The organism is Prescottella agglutinans, from assembly GCF_004011865.1.
GTDB classification, from domain to species: domain Bacteria; phylum Actinomycetota; class Actinomycetes; order Mycobacteriales; family Mycobacteriaceae; genus Prescottella; species Prescottella agglutinans.
The window spans coordinates 149656-175086 of record NZ_RKLP01000010.1 but is presented as its reverse complement, the minus strand read 5'-3'; the positions used below and the strand labels follow the sequence as shown (position 1 = coordinate 175086).

The following is a 25431-nucleotide window of genomic DNA, read 5'->3' as shown; positions in this document are numbered from 1 at the left end:
GGGGTTGACCTAGGCATCACAGGCTGGAGGCCCACATGGGCCAACCGTCCTCGCGAGAGGCACCCGAGCGGCGCCGCCCGGTCCGCTTCTTCACGGCGCCGACCGGCGCGCGGATCGCCTACGCCTGCATGGGGCGGGGAAGGGCGCTGCTGGTTCCCGCGGCGTGGATCAGCCATCTGGAGCTGTTGTGGCAGGACCCGGCGTACCGCGCCTTCTTCACGCCGCTGTCGGCGGTTCGCACGGTAGTGCAGTACGACCGGCCCGGATGCGGGCTGTCCGACCCCTGGTCGGGGGCCCAGGGGCTGGACACCGACGTGGCGATGCTCGAGGCCCTCGCCGATCACCTGGATATGGAGCGCTTCGATCTGCTCGGCATCTCCCTGGGCGCGCCGGTGTCGGTGGCCTTCGCGGCGCGGCTCCCGCAGCGGGTCGGCCGGCTGGTCCTGTACGGCGGCTACGCCGACGGCTCGCACATCGCCACGCCGGAGGTCCGCACCGCCATGCTGGGCATGATCCGGGCGCACTGGGGCTTGGGGTCGGAGCTGCTGGCCGACATCTTCCTGCCGGACGGCGGCGCCGAGACCAAGGCGCTGTTCGCCCAGCTGCAGCGGGAGGCGGCATCGCCGCTCCTCGCCGTCGACCTGCTCGCGCAGTGCTACGAGATCGACGTGACCGATCTCCTCTCCCGTGTCGCCGCCCCGACGCTGGTGGTGCACCGGCGCGGAGACCGGGCGATCCCCTACCGCGCGGGCCGGGAACTGGCCGCGGGGATCCCCGGCGCGCGGCTGGTCTCACTGCCCGGCAGCAGCCATTTTCCGCATGTGGGCGACGCCGCCGCCGTCGTCCGGGCCATCCTGGAATTCCTGGGGGACAGTCCCGCCGCATCCGCACCGGAGCGGCAGGCCCCGACCTCGGGCGAGTTGACCGCGCGGCAGCTGCAGGTGGCGGCGCTCGTCGCCGATGGCATGACCAACCGGCAGATCGCGGAGCGGCTGGGCATCGAGGAGCGCTCCGCCGAGGGACACGTCGAGCGCATCCGTCTCCGGCTCGGCGTCACGTCCCGCGCCCAGGTGGCCGCCTGGTGGGCCCGACGCGTCTCGCCCGACCCGGTCACCGACTTCGAGGTACCGGATTGAGGTACCGACAGGGGTGATTCCCGCCTATCCGCCGGTGCGCCCCTCCGCGAGGCTTGTCGTCAGATCAACTGACCGCGAACCCCGATAGGAGCGCCAGCGATGGACGCCAGCCACGACGTGTTGCCCTTCGAGTCGAAGGAGTCTGCGCCGACCACACCACCAGCCTTCCGACCGCACCCGCTCCGCGGGCCGTTCAACGCCCTGTTCTTCACCGCACTGGACCGGTACCTGGATCGCCTGCTGCGGACGCACAAACGATCCCTCTTCGGCAACCTTCCCGCCACAGTCGTCGAACTGGGGCCCGGTGTGGGCGCCAACCTGCGCTATCTCCGCGCCGGCACCCGGCTGATCGCCGTCGAGCCGAACCCGGCCATGCATGATCGCCTGCGCGCCCGGGCCGCCCGCGCCCACATCGATCTCGAACTGCACACCACCGGCGCCGAACGGCTCGATCTGCCCGACGCGTCGGTGGACGCGGTGATATCCAGCCTCGTGCTCTGCACCGTGACCGACCCCGCTGCCGTGCTCACCGAGATCCACCGCGTCCTACGGCCCGGCGGTCAGTACGCGTTTCTCGAACACGTCGCCGCTCCGGACGGCACGGTGCTCCGCCGCCTGCAGCGGGCCGTACGTCGGCCCTGGAACTGGACCTTCGAGGGCTGCTCCTGCGAGCGGGACCTGCAGGCAGTCATCGAGGCGGCCGGATTCGCCGAGACGACGATCGAGGCCTATCAGCTGCGCTCCCCCTTCCTGCCGGCCAACTCCCAGATCGCCGGCGTCGCCAGGAAACGCAGCTGACGGACGCACCCGAGACGTCCTCACACTCTTCGCATTCGGACATTTCACGCACCCGGCCCCGCGAGCGCCGCTACTGTGCGCGTCACATCCGCACACGAGAAACGGCGAACGACATGGACTCACCCCTGGCCACCGTGGCCCTGCCGGCCGCGCTCGCGATCATCATGTTCGGGCTCGGCCTGTCGCTGACGACGGCCGACTTCGCCCGCGTCGCACGACATCCCCGCATCGTCACGATCGCACTCGCGTGCCAGCTGCTGATCCTGCCCGCGGTCGCGTTCGGACTGGTGCTGCTGTTCGACCTCCCGCCCCTGCTCGCGGTGGGCATGATGGTGCTGGCCGCCTCCCCCGGCGGCACCACCGCGAACCTCTTCAGCCACCTCTACCGCGGCGACGTCGCCCTGAACATCACACTGACAGCAGTCAATTCGGTGGTCGCGGTGGTGACACTGCCCGTCGTCACGAACTTCGCCCTCGGATACTTCGACCCCGACACCGGGGCCACGATGGGCCTGCAGTTCGGCAAGATCCTGCAGGTGTTCGCCATCGTGCTCGTCCCGGTCGCGGTCGGCATGTTCGTGCGCGCGCGGTGGGCGGACTTCGCGCACCGCATGGACAAGCCCGTCCGGATCGCGTCGGCGGTGGTGCTGGTGCTCGTCATCGTCGGCACCATCGCCGCCGAACGCGAGAACGTGGGCAGCTACCTCGCCGACGTCGGCGCGATCACGATCCTGTTCTGCATCGCGAGTCTCACTGTGGGCTACTGGATTCCGAAGCTGCTGGGCGCCGACAAGCGCCAGTCCGTCGCGTGCTCGATGGAGATCGGCGTCCACAACAGCACCCTCGCGATCGCGATCTCGATCAGTGTCCTCGACAGCGTCGACATCGCGATCCCCGGCGCCGTCTACGGCGTCGTGATGTTCCCGGCCGCTGCCGCCGTCGGATGGCTGATCAGCCGGGGCACAGCGCCCGAGGCACCGATCGACCCGAGCCGGGATCGCCCCGAACCAGCCGCCGAGGGCAGCTGACCTCACCTCCACGCTCCGCGCCCGACTCGCGTTTTGCGCACTTGTCGCGCACGCTCGGCCGCCTGACGCGCGGAAAGTGCGCGAAACGCGGGGGCCGGGGACGCGAGTCGACAATCGTGACGAGTCCCGAGACGACGAATGCCCTGCCGTTCGACGTCGAACCGGCAGGGCATTCGCGAGCGGGAGGACTAGTCCTGGATGCGCTCGATGATCGTGACGTTCGCGGTGCCGCCACCCTCGCAGATGGTGAGCAGGCCGTAGCGACCGTTCGTGCGCTCGAGCTCGTTGAGCAGCGTCGCCATCAGCTTGGTGCCGGTCGCGCCGAGCGGGTGGCCCAGAGCGATCGCGCCACCGTTGACGTTGACCTTGGCCGGGTCGGCGCCCAGCTCCTTGATCCACGCGAGCACGACGGGCGCGAAGGCCTCGTTGATCTCGACCAGGTCGATGTCGTCGAGGGTCAGGCCCGCCTTCTCCAGCGCGTGCTTGGTGGCCGGGATCGGCGCGCTCAGCATGAAGATCGGGTCGTCGCCGCGGGCGCTCATGTGGTGGATGCGGGCGCGCGGCTTCAGACCGTACTTCTGCACGGCCTCCTCCGACGCGAGCAGCAGCGCGCTGGAGCCGTCGGAGATCTGGCTGGCGACGGCGGCGGTCAGGCGGCCACCCTCGACGAGCACGTTGAGGCTCGCCATCTTCTCGAGGCTGGTCTCGCGCGGGCCCTCGTCGGTGGTGACGTCACCGAAGGGGACGATCTCGTTCTCGAAGCGACCCTCGGCGATCGCGGCCTTGGCGCGCTCGTGGCTCTGCAGAGCCCACTTCTCGAGCTCCTCGCGGCTGATGTCCCACTTGTCGGCGATCATCTCGGCGCCGCGGAACTGCGACACCTCCTCGTCGCCGTAGCGCTCCGTCCAGCCCTTGGACTCGGCGGTCGGGGTGCTGAAGCCGTACTGCTGACCCACGATCATGGCGGCCGAGATCGGGATCTGGCTCATGTTCTGGACGCCGCCGGCGATGATCAGGTCGGCGGTGCCGGCCAGGATGGCCTGCGCACCGAACTGGATGGCCTGCTGGCTCGAGCCGCACTGACGGTCCACCGTCACGCCGGGCACGTGCTGCGGCAGGCCCGCGGCCAGCCACGACAGGCGCGCGATGTTGCCGGCCTGGCCGCCGATCGCGTCGACGCAGCCGAACACGACGTCGTCGACGTTCGACGGGTCGATGCCGGTGCGCTCGACGAGCGCCTTGATGATGTGCGCGCCCAGGTCGATCGGGTGAACGGGGGCCAGGCCGCCGTTCTTCTTGCCGATCGGGGTGCGGATGGCGTCGACGATGTAAACCTCGGGCATGAACAGCTCCTGGGTCGGATTACTTGTGGGAGTCGGGGCTGGCGAGCCCGTCCAGAACGATGGAGAGGTACTGCTTGGCGACGGCCTCGGCGGTCATCGGGCCGCCCGGCCGGTACCAGCGCACGGCCACCCAGACCGTGTCGCGCATGAAGCGGAAGACGATCTCGATGTCGAGATCCTCGCGGAAGCTACCGTCGGCGACGCCGGCCTCGAGCACCCCGACCCACAGGTCGCGGAACTCCTGGTTACGCTCGGCGAGGTATGCGAACCGCTCGTTGGCGGCGAGGTGCTTGACCTCGTCCTGGTAGATCGCGACCGCACTGTGCGAGGCGTCGATGGCCTCGAACGACGCGATCACGAGGGCCTCGAACGTCTCGCGCGAGCCCATGCCCGCGCCGACGATCTCGTGGTAGCGGCCGAACAGGTCGTCCTGGAAGCCGCGCAGGATCTCGTCCACCATGGACTCCTTGGAGTCGAAGTGGTGGTAGAGGCTGCCGGACAGGATGCCCGCCGCGTCGGCGATGTCACGCACGGTGGTGGCGCGCAGACCACGTTCGGCGAAGAGGCCCGCGGCGAGTTCGAGGAGTTCGGCGCGACGCCCGGACTTGTTCGAAGACTCGTCGGCGTCTCGGGGTGGAGTCATGCCGGACATCCTACCAACCAAGCGATTGCTAGGGTATCGGCGCATTTCGCCCAGCGGGCGCTTTTGCGCAGCGGCCGAATGTCGCATCGGTTCAGTTCAACTGCACCGATGTGACATTCGGCCACCACGATCACGGTCGGCTACCTACGCGCGCTGGCTGGAGACCGAGACGATCTCGCCGGTCATGTAGGTGGTGTAGTCGCTCGCGAGCATCGCGATGACGGACGCGATCTCCCACACCTCGGCGGCGCGGCCGTAGGCCTCACGCGACGCCAGGTTGTCGAGCAGTTCGTCGCTGGTGACCTTCGCCAGGAACGGGTGCTTGGCGATGGACGGCGAGACCGCGTTGATGCGGACACCGAACTCGGCGGCCTCGATCGCGGAGCAGCGGGTCAGCGCCATGACGCCGGCCTTCGCGGCCGCGTAGTGCGACTGCGAGTGCTGTGCACGCCATCCGAGGACGGAGGCGTTGTTGACGATGACGCCGCCGTGCTCGACGCCCTTGAAGTAGCGCAGGGCGGCGCGGGTGGCGCGGAAGGTGCTCGTCAGCGTGATGTCGACGACGCGGTCCCACTGCTCGTCGGTCATGTCGACGATCGGGGTCTCGCCGCCCAGGCCGGCGTTGTTGACCAGGACATCGATGCGGCCCAGCTTCTCGGCGGCGCCGGCGATCAGCGCGTCGACCTGCTCGGTGCTCGACACGTCGCACACGAACGACTCGACCTGCTGGCTGCCGAACTCGGCCGACAGCTTCTCGACGGTCTCGCCGAGACGACGCTCGTGGAAGTCCGAGACCAGGACGTCGGCGCCCTCGAGCAGCGCGCGGCGCGCGGTGGAGTAGCCGATACCGGTGCCGGCCGCGGCGGTCACGACGACCTTCTTGCCCTTGAGCAGGTCGTGGCCCGCGACCTCTTCGGGGGCGACGGCGAGCGGGGACTTGATGGTGGCGGTCACGGGCGTGCCTCTCGGGGAAGGCCGAGCACACGCTCGGCGATGATGTTGCGCTGGATCTCGTTGGATCCGCCGTAGATAGTGTCGGCGCGCGTGAACAGCCACAGGCGCTGCAGGTCGTTCAGTTCCTCACCCGGCTCGGTGTTCTCCACACCGACCAGCGAGGCGGCGCCCTGGACCTCCATGGCGAGTTCGCCGAGACCGCGGTGCCAGTTGGCCCACAGCAGCTTCGCGACGGACGCCTCGCCACCGTTGGCGCTCGCGTCGACGCTCGCGAGGGTGCGCAGCGCGTGGGCGCGGATGACCTGCAGGCTCATCCAGGCGCGGGAGATCTTGTTGCGGATCGCCAGGTCCTCGGCGGCGCCGTTGCGCTCGGCCAGTTCGACGATCGACTCGAGCTCACGCGCGAAGCCGATCTGCTGACCGAGGGTCGAGACGCCGCGCTCGAAGGTGAGCGTGCCCATCGCGACGCCCCAGCCGTTGCCCTCGCCACCGACGACCAGGTCGGCGTCGGTGCGCGCGTTGTCGAAGAACACCTCGTTGAACTCGGAGGTGCCGGTCAGCTGGATGATCGGGCGAACCTCGACGCCCTCCTGGTTCATGGGAACCAGCAGGTACGACAGGCCCTTGTGACGCGAGGAGCCCGGCTCGGTGCGGGCGACGACGAAGCACCAGTCGGCCAGGTGAGCGAGCGACGTCCAGACCTTCTGGCCGTTGACCGACCACTGGTCGCCGTCGAGGCGCGCGGTGGTCGACACGTTCGCCAGGTCGGAGCCGGCGCCGGGCTCGGAGTAGCCCTGGCACCACAGCTCGGCGACGGTCTTGATGCCCGGCAGGAAGCGCTGCTTCTGCTCCTCGGTGCCGAAGGCGATGAGCGTCGGGCCCAGCAGCTCCTCACCGATATGGCTCACGCGCGCAGGTGCATTCGCGCGTGCGTACTCCTGATGGAAGATGATCTGCTGGCTCAGCGTCGCCTCGCGGCCGCCGTACTCCTTCGGCCACCCGAGGCAGGTCCAGCCGGCGGCAGCCAGGTGACGGTCCCACTCGAGGCGTTCCTCGAACGCCTCGTGTTCACGTCCCGGCCCGCCCAGACCCTTCAGCGAGGCAAACTTCCCGGAGAGGTTCTCTTCGAGCCATTCACGAATTTCCTTCGCAAAGGCCGCGTCGGCGGCCGCGTTCTCGCTGGTCGCACTTCCCTGGCTAACGTCCACAGCGATACGGTACCCTACCAAGCACTTGCTTTGTATAGAGGTTCCGCCTCGCCTTAGGAGAGATTGTGAGCACGAATGTGACCACCGAGCCCCGGACGACCCCGGCCGCGCTGTGGCGCGCCGTTGAACAATTCGGATCGAACGAGGCTGTAGCGGACGGATCCGACCGCACTACTTACACCGAACTGCTCGAGCGCGTGCGCCTCGCGGCCCGCGCACTGATGGCCAAGGGCGTCGAGGCGGGTGACCGCGTTGCGGTCTGGGCGCCCAACACCCATCACTGGATCGAGGCGTTCCTCGCCGCGCAGTACGCCGGTGCGACGCTGGTGCCGATCAGCACCCGCTACACCGGGCACGAGGCTCTGGACCTGCTCGAGCGCACCCGGGCCAAGGTCCTGGTCGTGCCGGACCGGTTCCTCAAGAACGATCGCCTCGCGGCCGTCCTCGACGCCGCCGGCCCCGGGGGCATTCCCACGCTGGAGCTGGTGCTGCGCACCCCGTCCGACGACCCGACGTCCGGCGCCCCCACCACCGAGTTCCCCGGTGGCGAGATCCTCGAGTGGGATCAGCTCGCCGCGGCCGCCGCGCCGGTCACGGTGGAGGAGGCCGACGCTCGTGCCCGCGCCGTCTCCCCCGACGACGTCGCCGACATCCTGTTCACGTCCGGCACCACCGGTAAGAGCAAGGGCGTCATGACCGCGCACCGCCAGACCGTCGGCATCGCCGATGCGTGGGCCGACTGCGCCGAGGTCGACGAGAACGACCGCTACCTGGTCATCAACCCGTTCTTCCACACCTTCGGCTACAAGGCCGGACTGATGGTGTGCATCCTGCGCGGCGCCACTATGGTCCCGGCGGCGGTCTTCGACGTCCCCACGATCATGGCGACGATCGCGAACGAGAAGATCAGCGTGCTGCCCGGCGCCCCGACCATCCACCAGACGATCCTCGACTTCCCGACCCGCGACGACTACGACCTGTCGAGCCTGCGCGTCGCGATCACCGGCGCTGCCGCGGTGCCCGTCGTCCTCGTCGAGCGCATGCAGGCCGAACTCGGCTACGACGCCGTCATCACCGCCTACGGCCAGACCGAGGCGGTCGTGGTGACGATGTGCCGCATGGACGACGACCCGGTGACGGTGTCGACGTCGTCCGGCCGGGCGATCCCCGGCATGGAGGTCAAGATCGGCGAGCACGGCGAGATCCTGGTGCGCGGCGAGAACGTCATGCTCGGCTACCTCGACGACCCCGAGTCGACGAAGAAGACGATCGACGCGGACGGCTGGCTGCACACCGGCGACGTGGGCGTGCTCGACGAGCGCGGCTACCTCGACATCACCGACCGCCTCAAGGACATGTACATCTCCGGCGGGTTCAACGTGTACCCCGCCGAGATCGAGAACGCCCTCGCCCGAATGGATTCCCTCGCCGAGGCTGCCGTCATCGGCATCCCGGACGAGCGGATGGGCGAGGTCGGCCGCGCGTACGTCGTGCCGAAGCCCGGCGTCGCCGTGACCGTCGAGGACGTCATCGCGTTCTGCAAGGAGCGCCTGGCGAACTTCAAGATTCCGCGCGAGGTGACGATCGTCGGCGCGCTGCCGCGCAACCCCTCGGGCAAGGTGCTCAAGAACGATCTGCGGGAGGGCAAGGCATGACCGTCCCCCACAGTGTTTCCGACAGGGGCGGTGTTCCCGACGAGGGGGACGTCGTCACCTACGAGGTGCGCGACCACGTCGCGTTCGTGACGCTGAACCGTCCCGACTACCGCAACGCCCAGAACTCGGTGATGACGTACGCCCTCGACGCCGCCTTCGAGCGGGCCGTCGAGGACGACGACGTCAAGGTGATCGTGCTGGCCGGCAACGGCGAGCACTTCAGCGCCGGCCACGACATCGGCACGCCCGGCCGCGATCACCACGTGCACTACGAGAACAAGGCCGCGCTGTGGTGGGACCACCTCGGCAAGGCCGGCGGTGACCAGCGTTTCGCCCGCGAGACCGAGGTGTACCTGGGCATGTGCCGTCGGTGGCGGGAGATCCCGAAGCCGATGATCGCGCAGATCCACGGCGCCTGCATCGCCGGTGGCCTCATGCTCGCGTGGTGCTGCGACCTGATCGTCGCATCCGAGGATGCGTACTTCTCGGATCCCGTTGTGCGCATGGGCGTTCCGGGTGTCGAGTACTTCGCGCACCCGTGGGTGCTGGGATCGCGGTTCGCGAAGGAGATCCTCTTCACGGGCGATCGCTTCTCCGCGCAGCGCGCGTACGAGGTGGGCATGGTCAACCGGGTGGTGCCGCGCACCGACCTCGAGACCGAGACCCTCGCGCTGGCCGCCCGCGTCGCTGAGATGCCGCGGTTCGGCCTGGCGCTCACCAAGAAGGCCGTCAACCAGTGCGAGGACCTCATGGGTCAGCGCGCCGGCATGGATTCGGTGTTCGGCCTGCACCACTTCGCCCACGCACACAATGCCGAGGTGGGCAGGGACTCGCTGGGTGGAATGGACGTCAACAGTATGAAAGCGAAGGCGAAATAGTGGATCTCGAACTGGATGAAAAGGCCCGCGCCTTCCAGCTGGAAGTGCGCGAATGGCTCGCTGCCAACGTCCCGGCGGAACCGCTGCCGTCGATGGACACCGCGGAGGGCTTCGAGGCCCACCGCGAGTGGGAGCACAAGCTCGCCGACGCCCGCCTGTCGACCGTCGCGTGGCCGGAGGAGTTCGGCGGCCGCGACGCGTCGATGATCGAATGGGTGCTCTTCGAGGAGGAGTACTACAAGGCCGGTGCCCCCGGCCGCGTCAGCCAGAACGGCATCTTCCTGTTCGCGCCGACGCTGTTCGAGCACGGCACCGAGGAGCAGCTCGCGCGCATCATGCCGCGCATGTCCCGCGCCGACGACATCTGGGCGCAGGCGTGGTCCGAGCCGGAGGCCGGCAGCGACCTGGCGGGCATCCGTTCGACGGCCCGCCGCACCGAGGGCGGCTGGATCCTCAACGGCCAGAAGACGTGGAGCTCGCGCGCCGTGTACGCGGACTGGGGCTTCGGCATGTTCCGCACCGACCCGGAGGCGCAGCGCCACAAGGGCCTGACGTACTTCATGTTCCCGCTGAACCAGGACGGCGTCACCGTGCGCGCCATCCCGCAGCTGGACGGCGAGCCGGGCTTCGCGGAGATCTTCTTCGAGGACGTCTTCGTCCCGGACACCGACGTCGTCGGCGAGGTCAACAACGGCTGGCGCGTCGCGATGAGCACCGCGTCCAACGAGCGTGGTCTGTCGCTGCGCAGCCCGGGGCGCTTCATCTCCGCGGTGAACCGCCTGATCGAGGTGTGGAAGGCAAACGCGGACGACACCGACACCGCCGCCCGGGACCGCGTCGTCGACGCGTGGATCGGCGCCGAGGCGTACCGCCTGCACACGTGGGGCACCGTCACCCGCATGCTCGAGGGTGTCCCCCTCGGCGTCGAGGGCTCGATCAACAAGATCTTCTGGTCCGAGCTCGACGTCCGCATCCACGAGACGGCGCTCGACCTGATGGGCGCCGACGGCGAGCTCGCCGGCAAGTGGCAGGACGGGTACCTCTTCTCGCTGTCCGGCCCGATCTACGCCGGCACCAACGAAATTCAGCGCAACATCGTTGCCGAGCGGATGCTCGGACTCCCGAAGGCGGATCGATGAAATTCTCTCTGTCCACCGAGCAGCGCGATTTCGCGGAGAGCCTCCGCGGCCTGCTCGCCAACGCCAACACCCCGGCCGTCGTCCGGTCGTGGGGTGAGAACGACACCGCTCCGGGCCTGGCGCTGCTGCAGCAGCTCGCCGAGACCGGCGTGACCGCGCTCGCCGTGCCCGAGGAGTTCGACGGCATCGGCGCCCACCCGGCCGACCTGGCCGTCGCGTTCATCGAGCTGGGCCGCGCCGCGGTTCCGGGTCCGATCCTGGAGACGGCCGCCGCCGTCCCCGCCCTGCTGTCGGCGCTGAACGACCAGCAGCTGGCCAAGCGCTTCCTGCCCGGCATCGCCGAGGGTTCGCTGGCGTCGCTGGTGCTCGAGCCGTCCACGCCGCGTGCCCTCGATGCCGATGTCGCCGAGCCGGTCCTGCGGGTCTCGGGCGACACGCTCGAGCTGGTCCGCCCGACCACGCAGCTCGAGTCGGTCGACCCGGCCCGTCGCCTGTTCGAGGTCGAGTCGGTCGAGACGCTCGCGCAGGGCGCGGACGTCGCCGCCGCCGCGGAGAAGGCGTACGACCTCGCGGTGCTGGCCGCGTCGGCGCAGCTGATCGGCGCCGGCCACGCGATGATCGAGACCGCCACCGAGTACGCCAAGAACCGCTCGCAGTTCGGTCGCGTCATCGGCAGCTTCCAGGCCGTCAAGCACCACATGTCCGACGCCCTCGTGGCCGTCGAGATGGCGACCCCGCTGGTGTACGGCGCGGCGATCTCGATCGCCGAGGGCTCCGACACGATCGCCCGCGACGTCTCGGCCGCCAAGGTCGCCGCCGCGAACGCCGCCTACGTGGCGTCCCGCAAGGCGCTGCAGGTCCACGGCGCGATCGGTTACACCCTCGAGTGCGACCTGTCGCTGTGGCTGACCAAGACGCGGGCGCTGCAGTCCGCGTGGGGCACCGCCGCCGCACACCGCGCACGGATTGCGAGCGCGCTGTGAGCGGGGTCGGAGTGTTCGCGGAGGAGCAGATCGAACTCCGCAAGACGGTTGCCCAGCTGCTGGCCAAGCGCGCCGACGCGGCCGCGCTGCGCAAGACGCTCGAGTCGGGCGAGGCGTTCGACCGCGGCCTGTGGGACGTGCTGTGCCAGCAGGTCGGTGTCGCGGCGCTCGCGATCCCGGAGGAGTTCGGCGGCTTCGGTGCCACCCTCGTCGAGCAGCACCTGGTGCTCGAGGAGCTCGGCGGCGCGCTGACGCCGTCGCCGATGTTCGGCTCCGCGGTCCTGGCCGCGCAGGCGATCCTGGCGACCGGCAACGACGAGGCGTGCGAGCGCCTGCTGCCCGGCATCGCCGAGGGCTCGTCCATCGCCGCGCTGTGCTGGGTGGGCCCCGAGGGCCACTGGCGCAGTGACGAGGTCGCGTGCACGGCCACCGGCAGCGACGCCGACGGCTACACCGTGTCGGGCACCGCGCACTACGTGCTCGACGGCGCGCACGCCGACGTGCTGATCGTGGCCGCGTCGGTGGACGGTGCGATCGCACTGTTCGAGGTCGACCCGTCCGCCGACGGCGTCGCCCGCCGTCAGCTGCCGACGATGGACCTCACCCGTCCGATGTCGTTGGTGGAGTTCGATTCCGCCCCGGCCGTGCGGCTCACCGCCGACGACGCCACCGCGGCGCTCGAGAAGGTCCGCACCATCGCGATCGTCGCGCTGTCGGCCGAGCAGGTCGGTGCCGCCGAGCGCTGCCTGCAGATGACGGTGGACTACAGCAAGGACCGCGTCCAGTTCGGTCGCGCGATCGGCAGCTTCCAGGCGCTCAAGCACCGCATGGCGGACCTGTACTTCCTGGTGGAGACGGCCCGCTCGGCGTCGTACGCGGCCGTGTACTCGCTGAGCGAGGGCCTGCCGTCGGCGGCCGCCGACGCCGCGGTCGCGAAGGCGTACTGCTCGGAGGCGCTGCTCGCGGTCACCGGCGACTCGATCCAGCTGCACGGCGGCATCGCGATCACGTGGGAGCACGACGCGCACCTGTTCTTCAAGCGGGCCCACGGCAGCGCGCAGCTGCTCGGCCAGCCGGAGGAGTTCATCAAGGAGATGGAGACGCTCGCGGGTCTGCCCGCCTGATCCCGTCCCCAGCACGAGGGCCGGCCCGGAATCTCCGGGCTGGCCCTCGGCGTATCGCGGTTCGGCGGTTCGGTTCAGCCCTCGGCCGGCGGGGTCCAGCGGGCCGCGCGGATCCGATCGATCTTGTGTCGGCGCCGCGGAGGCATGATCCCGGGCAGCACCAGCGTCAACATCTGGTCGATGCGCTCGTACAGGTCTTCCCGGCCGGTCAGCACGTTCGACACCATCTGCACCCCGGTGAAGGCGCCGACGATGAAGCGGCCCAGTTCGGCGGGAACGACCGTGTCGACGACGTCCCCCTCCGCGACCGCTGCGGCCGCGACGTGTTCGCAGCTGGCGATCCAGTCGACGTACGGTTCGCGGGGACCACCCACCGCACTCATCTCCAACGTCAGGCGGATTCCCGCCCGCACAATCGAGTCCTCGATGATCTCCCGGCTCATCTCGTAACAGAGCATGACGAGTTGCTCGAGTGCGGGCGCACCCGACGACGAGATGGCTTCGACGGCCTTCATGGAGATGGCGTGCTGTTCCTCGATGACGACACCCGCCAGGTCATCCTTCGACTTGAAGTGGAAGTACAGCGCTCCCTTGGTGATCCCGGACAGCTCGACGATCTCGGCGAGGCTGGCCCGCTCGTACCCGACGCGGTCGAACATCTCGGCAGCACCGTTGACGATCTGCTGCCTGGTGATCAGCGCCCGCTCCTGCTTGAGCATCGGACCGCCCTTCGTCTCGCTTTTCCGACGAATGCATCATTGCCGACGACAACGAATCGGGCCAGTATCAATCCTGCCGACTGGTCAGGCCACGAGTTCCTCGAGATACTGCGCGACGCCGTCGTCTTCGTTCGACGGCAACACCCGGTCCGCGAGCGCGCGCACCTCCGGCAACGCGTTGTCCGGACACAGCGCGGTGCCGGCCCACATCAGCATCGGGATGTCGTTCACCGCATCCCCGATCACGGCAACCTCGTGCGCCGCAATCCCTCTCACCGCACACAGCCGCGCGAGGGCGCTGGCCTTCGACACCCCCGTCGCCGCCATCTCGACGTACGGGGCCCCCGAGTGGGTCAGTTCCACGCCGTCGACACCTGCCGCGACGGCGAGCCGGTACAACTCGTCGCTGGGCAGCTCGGGATGCCGGGCGACGATCTTGACCATCGGCTCCCCCATCCGCGGCAACTGCTCCTCGAGGATCATCTCGTCCAGCGTCCGGTGGTGGTCGGCGTAGTCGCACAGTGCCGCATACTCGGGTTCGGCCACGAACGTCGTCGGCCCGACGTTCGCGAACACCACGCCCGGCACCAACGTGCGGACCCGCTCCATCGCGGCCAGGGCCTCGGTGACCTCGATCGAGACCGTGCCGGTGATCGCGGCGGTGCCGTCGGCCAGGTCGAGCGTGACCGCACCGTTGGCGCAGATCGCCTCCCCACGGAAGCCGCACGACCGCGCCAGGGTGTCCACCGAGTGCCGCGCGCGGGCGGTCGCCCACACCACCTCGATGCCGGCGGCGCGGGCTTCGGCCATGGCCCGGGTGGTTCGCTGCGAAACCGTCCGGTCGGACCGCAGCAGGGTCCCGTCGAGGTCGGATGCCACCAGTCTGATTCGCGTCACCCGACGATGATCCCAGCCTCCCTGATCGCGCCCCCATCCGGACGGCTCCGCGCGCTCGTCGACGGATTCTGCGCACTGCGGCGAAATCGTCGGAAGCTGCCCGGACGGACGGCCCGCCGTGTGATGCTCCGCGAGTGACCAGATCCAGTGAAGAACTCGGCATCCTGGAAGACCTCCGTCAGCTCAAGTACCGCTATTTCCGGACCCTGGACCTCAAGCGCTGGGACGAGTTCGCGGACACGCTCGCCGAGGACGTCGTCGCCGAGTACGGGACTCATGCGCTTCGTGAGCCGCTCGTCTTCGAGGGGCGCGACGCGCTGGCCGGGTTCATGCGGAAGGCCCTCGGCCCGGCGGTCACGTCGGTGCACATCGCCAACCATCCCGAGATCACCGTCGACGGCGACATCGCCGAGGGCTCGTGGGCGTTCGAGGACACGGTCATCGTCCCCTCCGCCCGCCGCCTCATCCGGGGCGCCGGCTACTACCGGGACCGCTACCGCCGCGACGACGATGGCCGGTGGCGCATCGCGCGGACGTCGTACGAACGCATCTACGAGTCGATCATCTCGCTCGACGACCTCCCCAGCTTCGAGTTCCTCTCGCACATGTGGGCCGAGCCGCCGGCGAAGGGCGCCTGAGCTCGACCGCAGCCGCCACTCCCAGTGAGGGCGTCATCGGCGAGATCCTGGCGCAGGCCACGGTCGACGGTCGCGACTACGTTCTGCGCCGCATCACGATCGCGTCGGACGGCACCACGGGCTGGCACTTCCACGACGGAATGCTGTGCGGGCTCGTCACCGAAGGCACACTGACGCACTACAAGTCGGACTGCAGGGTCGACGGCGTCTACAACGTCGGCGGCACCATCGTCGAACCGAGCGGGCACGGCTACGTCCACATGGGACGCAACCTCGGTCCGACGCCGATGGTGCTGCACGTGCTGTAGGTGAATCCGGCGGGCAGCCCGCTGTCCGAGGACGACCCGGCGCCGGCCTGCGCGTAGCCTCTCGCCCCGCGGCCCGACACCGGTCCGGGCGTTCGCTCACGCCCGTGCCGCCCGCTCCGTAGGGTGCCCGTTATGGGGGCTTCGAAGATCTTCGTGGGGTTGCTGGCGATCGGATTGGCCGCGGGCTGCGGCGCATCGGACGACACCGACGAGACGGCTGCACCCGCGCCACAGTCGACGACGGCGGGCCTGGTGGAGCCGACCTGCCTGGCCGGCAATCTCCTCGGCTTCTCGGGGCTCCCCCAGGAGGCGCCGCCCGCGCCCGACCCGATGCCGATCGCCGCCGACTTCGTCCCGGTTCGCGCCGTCGTCTGCGAAGGCGACTGGGGTTCCGGTGTCGCCGACGATCACACCGTCTCGTGGGTCGAGGAGCGGCGCGAGGGCGACATGACCGCGGTCCTCGCCGGGTACGCGTTGCCGTCGGATCCACCACCGGAGCAGTTGACCTGCCTGGCCGATCAGCCGACGCCGCCGATCGTCTGGCTCGTCGACGAGAGCGGGCTCGGCATGCGGGCGCCCGGGCTGCCGACCGGCGAGTGCGGCGTGTTCAAGTGGGACGCGATCACCGCGATCCGCGAACTGCCGCTCACCGAACGGATCGTCCACCGGATTCCCGTGTCTCCGGGGACGGAATCCCTGTTCCGGGGCGAACCGGGCTAGATCAGCTGCGCGGCACCGCCGCGGTTTCAATTGCGCGGCACCGTCGCGGTGAACTTCACCGGCATCGCCTCGAGCCCGGACACGAAGTTCGCCGGACGGCGCGGCAAGGGCTCCGACGTCGCCGGTGTCATGTCGGGCAGGCGCGCGAGCAGTCGCTCGAACATCATCGCTCCCTCGAGCCGTGCGAGTTGGTTGCCGAGGCAGAAGTGGGTGCCGAAACCGAACGCCACGTGTGGGTTCGGGGATCGTCGGGTGTCGAACCGGTCGGGGTCCTCGAACATCGTCTCGTCGAAGTTCGCCGACTCGAACAGCAGCAGCACCTTCTCGCCCTGCCGCAGGTCGGTCCCGAAGAACGTGGTGTCGCGGGTGACGGTCCGCGCCATGTTCTTGATGGGCGACACCCACCGCAGCATTTCCTCCACCGCGAGGGGAATGCCCGAGGGGTCGGACACCAGCCGATCCCGTTGATCGTCGTGGCGCATCAACTGCTCCATGCCGCCGCTGAGCACGTGCCGGGTGGTCTCGTCGCCGCCGATCAGGATCAGCAGCGACTCGTTGACGATCTCCTGGTCGTCGAGGCGCTGTCCGTCGATCTCGGCGTGCACGAGGACGCTGATCAGGTCGTCGGCGGGCTCCTTGCGACGCTCGGCGATGGTGCGGAAGGTGTACTCGTTGAACGCAACGTACGCGTCCATCATCGCCTTCAGCTGCGCCTCGGTTGCGTTGCTGCCCAACGCCTTCACCAGATCGTCCGACCACTGCAGGAAGGTGTCCCGTTCTTCGGGCCGGACCCCGAGCATGTCGCCGATCACCGCCATCGGCAGCGGCGCGGCGAGGTCGGCGACGAAGTCGCACTCCCCGTTCCCGCACACCGCGTCGATCAACTGTTCGCAGATCTCGCGGATCCGACCGATCTTCGCCTCCACCTTCTTGCGGGTGAAGCCGGTGTTGACGAGTCGACGCCGCTGCAGGTGGGCCGGATCGTCCATGTCGATCATCTGCGGCAGCGGCCCGGTCTCCGGTCGGATGCCGCCTGCGTTGGAGAACAGACCGGGATCGCGCTCGGCAGCGATCAGCGCCTCGTACGTCGACACCCCGGCCACACCGTTGCGGTCCCGGAACACGGGCCGATGCGTCCGCATCCACGCGTATGCCTCGCGAGGATCACCGAACTCGCCGGCGTAGAAGCGCCCGTCGAGCAGATCGGTCTCGTCCCAACTCGTCATTCCGCATGCTCCTCGGTCTCGCACCGATACATCCGAAAGCCTCGAGAATCTCCCAAACCTTTCCCGATAGTAGAACTTGTTCCTACTATCGGCGGGGTATCGGACGCACGAGGGGAGAGGCCATGACTTCGGATGCGAAACCCGGAGCGTTTGCGGGCAGATCGATCCTGGTGACGGGCGGCGGCAGCGGCATCGGACTCGGTATCGCGCAGACCCTCGTCGCCGACGGCGCACACGTCACGATCTGCGGCCGCAGCGCAGACAAGCTGTCGGCCGCCGCCGAGAAGATCGCTGCGTCCGGCGCGTTCGCGTCCGGCGGATCGGTCACCACCGTCGCGGCCGACGTCACGAACGAGTCAGACGTCGAACGCGCCGTCGCCCGGGCGATCGAGACCACCGGACGCCTCGACGGTGTCGTCGCCTGCGCGGGCGGCAACGAGACGATCGCGCCCGTCACGCAACTCGACACCGACGCGTGGCGCCGCACGGTCGACCTCAACGTTACCGGCACGATGCTCACGATCAAGCACGGCGCGCGGGCCCTCGTCGCGGCCGGCGGCGGCTCGATCGTCGCCATCTCGTCGATCGCGGCCGGCAACACGCACCGCTGGTTCGGCGCGTACGGCGTCTCGAAGTCCGGCGTCGACCACCTGGTGCAGCTCGCGGCGGACGAACTGGGCGCCAGCAATGTTCGGGTCAACGCGATCCGGCCCGGACTCACCCGCACCGACCTGGTCGCGCTGATCACCGACGGCGGACCGATCCTCGACGACTACATGGAATGCACTCCCCTGGGCCGGGTCGGCGAGGTCGAGGACGTCGCCGCGCTCGCCGCTTTCCTCCTCGGCCCGCAGTCCACGTGGATCACCGGACAGGTCATCAACGTCGACGGCGGTCAGATGCTGCGCCGCGGCCCGGACTTCCGGTCCATGCTCGAACAGGTCTACGGCGCCGACGGTCTGCGCGGGGTGGTGTCGCAGTGAGCTCGCACATGGTGCTCGGCAAACGGGTCGACATGCCGGTCCAGATCCGGACCGCGTCGGCGTTCATGGCCATGTACTCGGTCCCCACGAAGGCTGCCCAGCGGCTCATCAGCCACACCGGCCTCGAGATCCTGCAGTACCGCCCCGGCCGCGGACTGTGCGGGCTGGTGTTCGTCGACTACGTCGACGGCGATCTCGGGCCGTACAACGAATTCGGCGTCACGTTCATGGTCCGGAACCATCGCCGCCGCGGGCGGTCGTCGGTGCTCGGCGACCTCCGCTCGCTGGCCGGAGGCACCGCCGGCGCGCTGATCCATCAGCTCCCCGTCGACGGCGAGTTCACCCTCGCCGCCGGCCGCGGCATCTGGGGCTTCCCGAAGATCCTGGCCGACTTCGAGGCCGACCACGTCAGCCGGGTCCGACGCGGCGCGGTCAGCCAGGACGGCCGGCTCATCGCGGAACTGACCGTCAAGCAGGGCATCCCGACACCGGGGGCCGGCACCAACACCTCCGTGGAGGCCTACTCGCACCTCGACGGCATCACCCGCCACACCGCCTGGGACATGAATCCCTCCGGGGTCCGCACCCGGATCGGCGGTGCCGAACTGCACCTCGGCAGCCATCCGATCGCCGACGAGCTGCGCTCGCTCGGCCTGCCCCGACGGGCCCTGATGACGACCACGATCCCGGATCTGCGGATGACGTTCGGCGACGCGGCCGTCGCCTGATCGGGCTCCGGACTTCGGCGCCACACCCCTTGCGAATCCCGACCAACTGGTGTGTGCTGAAGACTTGGACATTTGATCAACTTCGGTATTCCACCTCGCGCAAAGGATTACGTCTTGACGATCAGCCGACGCAGCGTGCTGGCCGGAGCCGCGGCCGCACCGGCGCTCGCAGCCATTGCCAACGCAACCGGTTCCACCGCTTCAGCTCAGCCCCGTTCCGCGTCCGCCCCCGTTCGCCGCGCCGGATCGGAGCAGGGATTCCGCGTCGGTGTGGGCCTCTCGGACATGACCGGGCCCGTCGCCGAGAACGGCATGATGGGCTACTCGCAGTTCGACCAGCGGGCCGAGGGCCTGCACCAGCGGACCCGCGTGCGCGCGTACGTCTTCGCCGACGCCGACGACAACCGCGTCGTCTACACCTGCGCCGATACCTGCATGGTCTTCCAGGCCGTCCACGACGCGGTCCTCGCCCGACTGGCGGCCAAGTACGGCGACCTGTACACCGAGAAGAACGTGATGCTCACGGCCGTGCACTCGCACGCGGCGTGCGGCGGCGCGTCGCAGGACTACGCGTACAGCCTCGCGACGCTGGGCTTCCAGCCGCAGGTGTTCGACGCCGAGGTCGACGGCGTCGTCGAGGCCATCAGCGCCGCGCACGACAACCTCGCGGCGGGCACCGTCGCCTACGGCCGCAGCGAACTGAAGGACGCCAGCGTCAACCGGTCGCGTGCAGCCTTCGATCGGAACCCACAGCGCGACAGGGACTACTACCCGCTCGGCATCGACACCGCGATGCGGGTCCTGCGGATCAGTCAGGGTGACACCAACGTCGGCGGCATCGGCTGGTTCCCCACCCACGGCGCGTCGCTCACCAACAAGAACCACCTGATCTCCGGTGACAACAAGGGTGCGGCCGCGTACTTCTGGGAGCACGACATCGCCGGGGTGCGTTACCTCGACGGCAAGCCCGGATTCGTCGCCTGCTTCCCGCAGACCAACACCGGCGACATGTCCCCCAACCTCGACCTGGAGCCCGGACACGGCCCCACGGACGACGACTTCGAGAACACCCGGATCATCGGCGAACGCCAGGTCGCCGCAGCACGCCAGGCGTTCAAGCAGGCGGCGCCCCTGTCGTCGACGACGATCGACAGCCGAATCATGTACCTGGACATGGCGAATCAGCTGGTCGACGGCAAGTACACCTCCGACGGTCAGCCGCGCCGCACGGCACCGGCCTGCATCGGCGCCGCGATGGCCGCCGGCAGCACCGAGGACGGGCCCGCGATCGAGATCTTCACCGAGGGCACGCACAACCCGGTGATCGACGCACTCGGCGGCATCGACGCCGAGACCCCGCAGTGGCTCGCGGACGCGCAGGCCCCGAAGCTGGTGCTGGTGCCCGTCGGTCTGCTGCCCCCGGACGGCTGGGTTCCGCACGTGCTCAAGATCCAGATCATCCGCATCGGCGACGTCTACGTCGTCGGCGGCCCGGCCGAGTTCACCATCGTCTCGGGTCTGCGTATCCGCCGCACGGTCGCGGAGGAACTGGGCGTGCCGCTCGAGAACGTCATCTTCAACGGCTACGCCAACGCGTACTCGAGCTACTGCACCACGCCCGAGGAGTACGACGCCCAGCAGTACGAGGGAGGCTCGACGCTGTTCGGCCGCAACACCCTTCCCGCCTACCAGCAGGGCTTCGCGGCACTCGCGGCGGCGATGAAGGCGGGCGCCGACGTCCCGCGCGGACCGGCGCCGCGCGACATGTCCGGCTTCCAGCCCGGGTTCGGCCGCGACTTCCCGTTCGACGCACCGCTTCCCGGACGCAACTTCGGCGACGCCGTCGTCCAGCCGGCGGGCGGCGTCGGCGCAGGCGAGCAGGTGGCCGTCGAGTTCGTCACCGGACATCCCAAGAACGACCTGCACCGTCGCGGAACGTTCTTCGAGGTGCAGCGGCGCGACGGCGACCGCTGGATCCGGCACGCCGACGACGGCGACTGGGCCACCAAGTACCGGTGGCGCCGCGAGGGCCTCAACGCCTCCGTCGCCCGGATCACCTGGGACGTCCCGTCGGGCACCCCGTCGGGCACGTACCGGATTCAGCACTTCGGCAACTGGAAGAACCCGGCCGGCGAGGTCTTCCCCCTCACCGGCACGTCGGCGGAGTTCACCGTCCGCTAGGTCCTGGAGCTGAAGGGTCCCTTCGTGCGCTGCCCGCGCGTGAAGGGACCCTTCAGCCGTTCGGGGTCTCGAGGATGGTCTTCGCGTTCTCCAGATTGCTGCGGATGTCGCGGGAGTACAGCTTCAACGCGACGGCGTCTGCGAACTTGAACAGACCCGTATTCGGCTCGGCGCCCATGTGGAACGACACTCGCGTGGCACCGTCACCGCCGCTGTCGAAGTCGAGTTCACGCTCGTACTCGACGCGCGAGTCCTTGGACTTCAAGCCGATCTTCTTGTTCCGCTCGAAGGCGGTGACCTCCTCCGTCGCGTGAACCTTCGCGCCGGCCACCCGCACGTCGATCGACGCCAACGCGCCCACCTCGTCCGGTGCACCCGAGAGCATCTTGTAGTCGGTGACGTTCGTACCCCATTCCATCGCGTGGGCGGGGTCCGTCATGTACTGGAAGACTTCCGGAAGCGGGCGGTTGATGACGATGGACTCGTCCGTCCGCAGCGTCTTGGCCATGGATCTCACATCCTCGGGCTAGAGGCGACCGTCGACGCGTCACGCAAGCGGTGAGCACACCCGCGCCGATTCGGCACTCGGGCAATATATTTCGCGGTAGGCATACAATCCGAGGGATGCGCTGACCGCCGGATCACGCGGCTCATCGAGCTGACCTGCGTGTACCAGTACCGATCCTAGCCCCGGATCCGAGTCAACTGAAGGCCCCGACCGGCTCGAGGGCCCCTTCCTGCGCGCAGAGCGCGCGAAGGGGCCCTCCGGCCTTCGGTGAATCAGTTCAGTGGGAGACTGCAACCTCGGCGCCGATCCCGGTCTCCGCTCGGACCAACATCTCCGCGAATTTCTCCTCGGAGTCCTCCCGCACCTCGATCCGCCGCTCCCCCAGCAACGAGCCGACGATGCAGGCCACGAGGCCGAGGGGCAACGTGATGATCACCGGCAGCTGGATGTGCAGCGGCGCCGAGCCACTGCCCATCCACAGCGCTTCGGTGAACATCAAACTCACGATCGTCGACACCAGTCCGACGACGATGCCCCACACCGCACCGGTGCTGTTGAACCGTCGCCAGTTCAGGCTCAACAGCAGGCTCGGCAGGTGAGCGCTGGCCGCGACCATGAACGCCATACCCATGAAGTACGTGATGTTCGTGCTGTCGCCGATTGCCATGGTCAGCAGAATCGCGATGACGCTGAACCCGACTGCGCCGAATCGCGCGACCTTCGCCTCCTGCACGTCGTCGACGGCGGTATCCGTGGGGACCCCCGCGTTGTTCCCACGGTCGCGGCGGACCAGTGTCGGCCACACGTCGTGTGCGAAGGTGCCGGCGGCCGAGATGACCACACCGGCGACCACTGCCACGATGCTGGCAAACGCAACTGCGGATACCAGGGCCAGTGCGATCGAGCCACCGACCGTTCCGATGCCTCCGCCGAGTTCGGTCACCAGCACCGGTGCGGCGAGATTTCCTCCGGCACCGACACGTTCGGCGCCATCGTCACCGAGCAGCGCGGCGGCGCCGAACCCCATGAGCACCACGATGAGGTAGAAGCCGCTGCACAGTGCGACGGTCCAACCCAGCGAGCGCCGAGCCGTCGCCGCCTCGGGCACAGTGAAGAATCGAATCAAGATGTGCGCCATGCCGGCTGTGCCGAGCGCGAAGGTGAGGCCGTACGAGATGAGATTGACGGCGCCACCCGACGCGAAAATCAGCCCGGGCGACAGGACCGCGTCGCCGGCAACCGCATGCTCGGTGGCGTTCGACAACACCTTCGGGAAGCTGAAGCCGAACTTCGACAGGATGCCCAGTCCGACGATCAGTGCCAGCACCGACAGGATCGACGACTTGATCACCTGCACCCAGGTGGTGGCGAGCATGCCTCCGACGAAAACGTAAATGCCCATGAGACTTCCGGCGACGATCACCGACAGCCAGAACGGAATCCCCGACACGGACTCGAGCAGCACGCCGGCCGCCACGAGCTGCGCCAGCAGGACGAACATGCCTGTCGCGATGGTGCTGAACGCGACGACCACCCGCACCCGCCGTGCCTGGGTACGGAACACCAGCACGTCGGCGAGCGTGTACTTGCCGACGTTGCGCATCTTCTCCGCGAGTAGGAACAGCACCGGCAAGAAGGAGACCACCGACGCGCACAGGATTACCGTGCCGTCGACGCCCTTGTAGAAGATCAGGCCGGTTGTTCCGAGGAAGCTTCCAGCCGAGATGAACTCGCCCGCGATCGCGAAGCCGTTCTGCCAGCCTGTGATCGAACGGCCGGCGGCGAAGAAGCCGTCTGCACTGCGACTGCGACGTGACGCTGCGAAGGTGACCCACAGCGTCAGGGAGATCACCGCCGCGCAGATGGCGATGGCAAGGAAGTCGGGTTCGCCCGTCATGCCACGTGCTCCTGTCGGTAGTCGTCGATGGCCGTGAGAGCTGCGTCGGCAGCGGGCTGGATGTACGTACGGGTGAGACGGAAGTACAGGTAGACCAACACCCATGTTCCGGCGAACTGCGAGAACATCAGCCACAGCGACAGCGGGACGCCCGCCACCGAGGTGCCGCCGAGCTGGTCAGGGAAGTACGCGAAGCCCAGCAGGAAGACCGCGAGCAGCACGATCGCCGCGGTTCCGAGACTGTTGGTGACCACCCGCCGGCGCCGGCGCAGTTCGACGAACTCGGCGATGGTGAGCATGTCCGACCACCGCCCGTCCGCGGCCGAGGCCGGACGGTCCCCGTGGACCGGCGCGCTCACGGGTTGACCGCCGCACGCCGCGCGGTGTCCAGCGCGAACAGGTTCTCGTCCCAACCGTCGGCGAGGGGGCCGAAGAAGTGGAAACGGACCTGCTTGGTGCGATAGAGCCAGCGATCGCCGATCCTGACCACCTGATCCTCGTAGCGGCCGGCGGCGATCGACGGTGCGCCGTCGGTGACGCACGGCTGCCACAGGAATGACCGGACGGTCGCACGATCGCCATCGAGCTCGATCTCCATGTTGGTGATGAAGTGCCAGAACGACGTGAGACCTCCCTCGGCCAGCCCGGCGAAGAACTCCCGCATGGCCGTGCGGCCCTTCGGGTGTGAGAGTCCGTCGAACTCGCCGTCCTCGGTGAACAGGGCCATCAGGTCGTCCCAGTTGCCGTCGTCCAGGTGACGGCAGTACCGGGCGTCGAGTTGCCGGATGGCTTCGATGTCCTCCAGTCGACGGATCCGGTCTTCGAGTCGGTCTTCGGAAGTGCTCATGGGGATAAGCCTCCTCGTGAGGGGTATGAGCAGCGGGATCGGGAAGATTCGTCGGCGTGTTGGTTAACGCACGTTCATGTGATGCAGACCATAAGTCGCCGGCATCGAATTGGTCAAGCCCGCGAGGATCGTCCTTGATCAGCGGGGTCGAGCCGCTCTACCCTCCGAGGCATGAACACTCGATCGGGCGCGAAGGCCCTGACCAGGACGCGAAGCGCGGCATACGAGGGCGTACGCGAACGCATCCTCGACACCGCGCTCGACGAGTTCTATGCGGCCGGTTTCCACGGCGCAACGATGCGGAACATCGCCACCAACGCCGGTTGCAGCGCCGCCAACGTCTACAACCATTTCGAGAACAAGGCCGAGTTACTGGTCGAGATCTTGCGGGCCGCCAGCGACGAACAGTTCACCGCCACACGCAATGCGCTGCGCAAAGCCGGTTCCGAGCCGGCCGAGCAGTGGCGAGCGGCCGTCACCGCCCATGCGCTGTACACGGCCCGCAACCAGCGGGCCTGCCTCGTCGCGAACACCGAACTGCGCTATCTCGAAGAGATCGACCGCAAACGCGTGGTGGGGTCCCGCGACGCGCAGGAGCACCTGTTCGTGACGATCGCCGAGGAAGGCATCGCCCAGGGGGCATTCGATGTTCCCCACGTTCACCAAGCAGTGACCGCCGTACTGACCATGTGCGCGGGAATCGCACTGTGGTTCCGCCCGGACGGCGCCCTCTCGGCCCAGGAAGTCGCCGACACGCACGGGATTTACGCCCTCAACCTGGTCGGATACCGACCCGCCTGAGGGAACGCACGCTCCCCCTGCCACGTTCGCCCGACACCGGATCCGTTGACTCGCCGCGCGATTGCATGCTCTACTTGGTTAACAAGCGT

General features: G+C 68.6%; 26 protein-coding genes. 15 read left to right on the top strand and 11 right to left on the bottom strand.

Annotated elements, in window-relative coordinates; translation table 11 throughout:
- The first annotated feature begins 35 nt into the window (after positions 1–35).
- The 3 genes from EGT67_RS19090 to EGT67_RS19080 all read left to right on the top strand — a co-directional run bounded on the left by EGT67_RS19090 (position 36) and on the right by EGT67_RS19080 (position 2962).
- Positions 36–1136, top strand: a complete 1101-nt coding sequence (locus tag EGT67_RS19090) for an alpha/beta fold hydrolase (RefSeq protein ID WP_127917663.1) — start codon at positions 36–38, stop codon at positions 1134–1136.
- Positions 1137–1235: 99 nt separating this feature from the next.
- Entirely contained in the window at positions 1236–1934 is a 699-nt protein-coding gene (locus tag EGT67_RS19085; protein WP_127917662.1) for a class I SAM-dependent methyltransferase, read from the top strand.
- Between the two features lie 113 nt (positions 1935–2047).
- Positions 2048–2962, top strand: a complete 915-nt coding sequence (locus EGT67_RS19080) for a bile acid:sodium symporter family protein (protein ID WP_127917661.1) — start codon at positions 2048–2050, stop codon at positions 2960–2962.
- Between the two features lie 188 nt (positions 2963–3150).
- On the opposite strand, the gene EGT67_RS19075 is transcribed toward EGT67_RS19080, so the two are convergent.
- From EGT67_RS19075 to EGT67_RS19060, 4 genes are all read right to left on the bottom strand, one after another.
- Positions 3151–4305, bottom strand: coding sequence for an acetyl-CoA C-acetyltransferase (locus EGT67_RS19075; protein WP_127917660.1), 1155 nt, complete (start codon positions 4303–4305; stop codon positions 3151–3153).
- A 19-nt stretch (positions 4306–4324) separates the two neighbouring features.
- On the bottom strand, positions 4325–4948 hold the full coding sequence (locus EGT67_RS19070) for a TetR/AcrR family transcriptional regulator (RefSeq protein WP_127917659.1): 624 nt from the start codon (positions 4946–4948) through the stop codon (positions 4325–4327).
- 144 nt (positions 4949–5092) lie between these two features.
- Positions 5093–5902: an SDR family oxidoreductase gene (locus EGT67_RS19065; protein WP_127917658.1), complete on the bottom strand. Its 810-nt coding sequence runs from the start codon at positions 5900–5902 to the stop codon at positions 5093–5095.
- Positions 5899–7110 (bottom strand): acyl-CoA dehydrogenase family protein, encoded by a 1212-nt coding sequence (locus tag EGT67_RS19060; RefSeq protein WP_127917657.1) that lies wholly within the window; start codon positions 7108–7110, stop codon positions 5899–5901. Before EGT67_RS19060 ends, EGT67_RS19065 begins: the two co-directional genes overlap by 4 nt.
- 77 nt (positions 7111–7187) lie before the next feature.
- On the opposite strand from EGT67_RS19060, the gene EGT67_RS19055 reads away from it, so the two are divergent.
- From EGT67_RS19055 to EGT67_RS19035, 5 genes are read left to right on the top strand one after another with little or no spacing between them, the layout of a single operon-like run.
- Entirely contained in the window at positions 7188–8765 is a 1578-nt protein-coding gene (locus tag EGT67_RS19055; RefSeq protein ID WP_127917754.1) for a FadD3 family acyl-CoA ligase, read from the top strand.
- Positions 8762–9643, top strand: coding sequence for an enoyl-CoA hydratase (locus EGT67_RS19050; RefSeq protein WP_127917656.1), 882 nt, complete (start codon positions 8762–8764; stop codon positions 9641–9643). Before EGT67_RS19055 ends, EGT67_RS19050 begins: the two co-directional genes overlap by 4 nt.
- The gene (locus EGT67_RS19045; protein ID WP_127917655.1) at positions 9643–10782 is read left to right on the top strand and encodes an acyl-CoA dehydrogenase family protein; all 1140 of its coding nucleotides are present in this window, start codon (positions 9643–9645) and stop codon (positions 10780–10782) included. The genes EGT67_RS19050 and EGT67_RS19045 overlap by 1 nt, the downstream gene beginning before the upstream one ends.
- Positions 10779–11765, top strand: a complete 987-nt coding sequence (locus tag EGT67_RS19040) for an acyl-CoA dehydrogenase family protein (protein WP_127917654.1) — start codon at positions 10779–10781, stop codon at positions 11763–11765. Before EGT67_RS19045 ends, EGT67_RS19040 begins: the two co-directional genes overlap by 4 nt.
- Positions 11762–12889, top strand: coding sequence for an acyl-CoA dehydrogenase family protein (locus EGT67_RS19035; protein ID WP_241566120.1), 1128 nt, complete (start codon positions 11762–11764; stop codon positions 12887–12889). The genes EGT67_RS19040 and EGT67_RS19035 overlap by 4 nt, the downstream gene beginning before the upstream one ends.
- Positions 12890–12963: 74 nt before the next feature.
- Here the strand turns inward: EGT67_RS19035 and EGT67_RS19030 are convergent, their stop codons facing one another.
- Both EGT67_RS19030 and EGT67_RS19025 read right to left on the bottom strand, forming a co-directional pair.
- Entirely contained in the window at positions 12964–13608 is a 645-nt protein-coding gene (locus EGT67_RS19030; protein WP_127917653.1) for a ScbR family autoregulator-binding transcription factor, read from the bottom strand.
- A gap of 84 nt (positions 13609–13692) precedes the next feature.
- Entirely contained in the window at positions 13693–14505 is an 813-nt protein-coding gene (locus tag EGT67_RS19025) for an HAD family hydrolase (RefSeq protein ID WP_127917652.1), read from the bottom strand.
- Between the two features lie 134 nt (positions 14506–14639).
- Between EGT67_RS19025 and EGT67_RS19020 the strand changes: the two genes are divergently transcribed.
- The 3 genes from EGT67_RS19020 (at position 14640) to EGT67_RS19010 (ending at position 16171) form a co-directional block, all read left to right on the top strand.
- Positions 14640–15143 carry a nuclear transport factor 2 family protein gene (locus tag EGT67_RS19020; protein WP_164877604.1) on the top strand — a complete coding sequence of 168 codons (504 nt, stop codon included), beginning with the start codon at positions 14640–14642 and terminating at the stop codon, positions 15141–15143.
- Positions 15113–15451, top strand: a complete 339-nt coding sequence (locus EGT67_RS19015; protein ID WP_127917650.1) for a cupin domain-containing protein — start codon at positions 15113–15115, stop codon at positions 15449–15451. The genes EGT67_RS19020 and EGT67_RS19015 overlap by 31 nt, the downstream gene beginning before the upstream one ends.
- A 132-nt stretch (positions 15452–15583) precedes the next feature.
- Positions 15584–16171 carry a hypothetical protein gene (locus EGT67_RS19010; RefSeq protein ID WP_127917649.1) on the top strand — a complete coding sequence of 196 codons (588 nt, stop codon included), beginning with the start codon at positions 15584–15586 and terminating at the stop codon, positions 16169–16171.
- Between the two features lie 26 nt (positions 16172–16197).
- On the opposite strand, the gene EGT67_RS19005 is transcribed toward EGT67_RS19010, so the two are convergent.
- A complete protein-coding gene (locus tag EGT67_RS19005; RefSeq protein WP_127917648.1) occupies positions 16198–17397 on the bottom strand; it encodes a cytochrome P450 in 1200 nt (399 codons plus the stop codon).
- Between the two features lie 122 nt (positions 17398–17519).
- Between EGT67_RS19005 and EGT67_RS19000 the strand changes: the two genes are divergently transcribed.
- The 3 genes from EGT67_RS19000 (at position 17520) to EGT67_RS18990 (ending at position 21289) form a co-directional block, all read left to right on the top strand.
- Complete coding sequence (locus tag EGT67_RS19000; RefSeq protein WP_127917647.1) at positions 17520–18380, top strand: SDR family oxidoreductase; 861 nt, start codon at positions 17520–17522, stop codon at positions 18378–18380.
- Complete coding sequence (locus EGT67_RS18995; protein ID WP_206612437.1) at positions 18377–19108, top strand: acetoacetate decarboxylase family protein; 732 nt, start codon at positions 18377–18379, stop codon at positions 19106–19108. Before EGT67_RS19000 ends, EGT67_RS18995 begins: the two co-directional genes overlap by 4 nt.
- A gap of 114 nt (positions 19109–19222) precedes the next feature.
- Positions 19223–21289, top strand: coding sequence for a neutral/alkaline ceramidase (locus EGT67_RS18990; protein WP_127917646.1), 2067 nt, complete (start codon positions 19223–19225; stop codon positions 21287–21289).
- A gap of 52 nt (positions 21290–21341) precedes the next feature.
- On the opposite strand, the gene EGT67_RS18985 is transcribed toward EGT67_RS18990, so the two are convergent.
- From EGT67_RS18985 to EGT67_RS18970, 4 genes are all read right to left on the bottom strand, one after another.
- Positions 21342–21797 (bottom strand): SRPBCC family protein, encoded by a 456-nt coding sequence (locus EGT67_RS18985; protein WP_127917645.1) that lies wholly within the window; start codon positions 21795–21797, stop codon positions 21342–21344.
- A gap of 277 nt (positions 21798–22074) precedes the next feature.
- Entirely contained in the window at positions 22075–23694 is a 1620-nt protein-coding gene (locus EGT67_RS18980) for a solute symporter family protein (protein WP_127917644.1), read from the bottom strand.
- Positions 23691–23993 carry a DUF485 domain-containing protein gene (locus EGT67_RS18975; protein WP_127917751.1) on the bottom strand — a complete coding sequence of 101 codons (303 nt, stop codon included), beginning with the start codon at positions 23991–23993 and terminating at the stop codon, positions 23691–23693. The genes EGT67_RS18980 and EGT67_RS18975 overlap by 4 nt, the downstream gene beginning before the upstream one ends.
- Before the next feature lie 56 nt (positions 23994–24049).
- Positions 24050–24541, bottom strand: a complete 492-nt coding sequence (locus EGT67_RS18970; RefSeq protein ID WP_127917643.1) for a nuclear transport factor 2 family protein — start codon at positions 24539–24541, stop codon at positions 24050–24052.
- 171 nt (positions 24542–24712) lie between these two features.
- Between EGT67_RS18970 and EGT67_RS18965 the strand changes: the two genes are divergently transcribed.
- Positions 24713–25342, top strand: a complete 630-nt coding sequence (locus EGT67_RS18965) for a TetR/AcrR family transcriptional regulator (protein ID WP_127917642.1) — start codon at positions 24713–24715, stop codon at positions 25340–25342.
- Positions 25343–25431 lie beyond the last annotated feature (89 nt).

Bases quoted from the DNA above. Each gene is read 5' to 3' on its own strand.
- EGT67_RS19090 (WP_127917663.1), top strand. From the start codon at position 36: ATGGGCCAACCGTCCTCGCGAGAGGCACCCGAGCGGCGCCGCCCGGTC.
- EGT67_RS19085 (WP_127917662.1), top strand. From the start codon at position 1,236: ATGGACGCCAGCCACGACGTGTTGCCCTTCGAGTCGAAGGAGTCTGCG.
- EGT67_RS19080 (WP_127917661.1), top strand. From the start codon at position 2,048: ATGGACTCACCCCTGGCCACCGTGGCCCTGCCGGCCGCGCTCGCGATC.
- EGT67_RS19075 (WP_127917660.1), bottom strand. From the start codon at position 4,305: ATGCCCGAGGTTTACATCGTCGACGCCATCCGCACCCCGATCGGCAAG.
- EGT67_RS19070 (WP_127917659.1), bottom strand. From the start codon at position 4,948: ATGACTCCACCCCGAGACGCCGACGAGTCTTCGAACAAGTCCGGGCGT.
- EGT67_RS19050 (WP_127917656.1), top strand. From the start codon at position 8,762: ATGACCGTCCCCCACAGTGTTTCCGACAGGGGCGGTGTTCCCGACGAG.
- EGT67_RS19040 (WP_127917654.1), top strand. From the start codon at position 10,779: ATGAAATTCTCTCTGTCCACCGAGCAGCGCGATTTCGCGGAGAGCCTC.
- EGT67_RS19030 (WP_127917653.1), bottom strand. From the start codon at position 13,608: ATGCTCAAGCAGGAGCGGGCGCTGATCACCAGGCAGCAGATCGTCAAC.
- EGT67_RS19010 (WP_127917649.1), top strand. From the start codon at position 15,584: ATGGGGGCTTCGAAGATCTTCGTGGGGTTGCTGGCGATCGGATTGGCC.
- EGT67_RS19005 (WP_127917648.1), bottom strand. From the start codon at position 17,397: ATGACGAGTTGGGACGAGACCGATCTGCTCGACGGGCGCTTCTACGCC.
- EGT67_RS19000 (WP_127917647.1), top strand. From the start codon at position 17,520: ATGACTTCGGATGCGAAACCCGGAGCGTTTGCGGGCAGATCGATCCTG.
- EGT67_RS18985 (WP_127917645.1), bottom strand. From the start codon at position 21,797: ATGGCCAAGACGCTGCGGACGGACGAGTCCATCGTCATCAACCGCCCG.
- EGT67_RS18980 (WP_127917644.1), bottom strand. From the start codon at position 23,694: ATGACGGGCGAACCCGACTTCCTTGCCATCGCCATCTGCGCGGCGGTG.
- EGT67_RS18975 (WP_127917751.1), bottom strand. From the start codon at position 23,993: ATGCTCACCATCGCCGAGTTCGTCGAACTGCGCCGGCGCCGGCGGGTG.
- EGT67_RS18970 (WP_127917643.1), bottom strand. From the start codon at position 24,541: ATGAGCACTTCCGAAGACCGACTCGAAGACCGGATCCGTCGACTGGAG.
- EGT67_RS18965 (WP_127917642.1), top strand. From the start codon at position 24,713: ATGAACACTCGATCGGGCGCGAAGGCCCTGACCAGGACGCGAAGCGCG.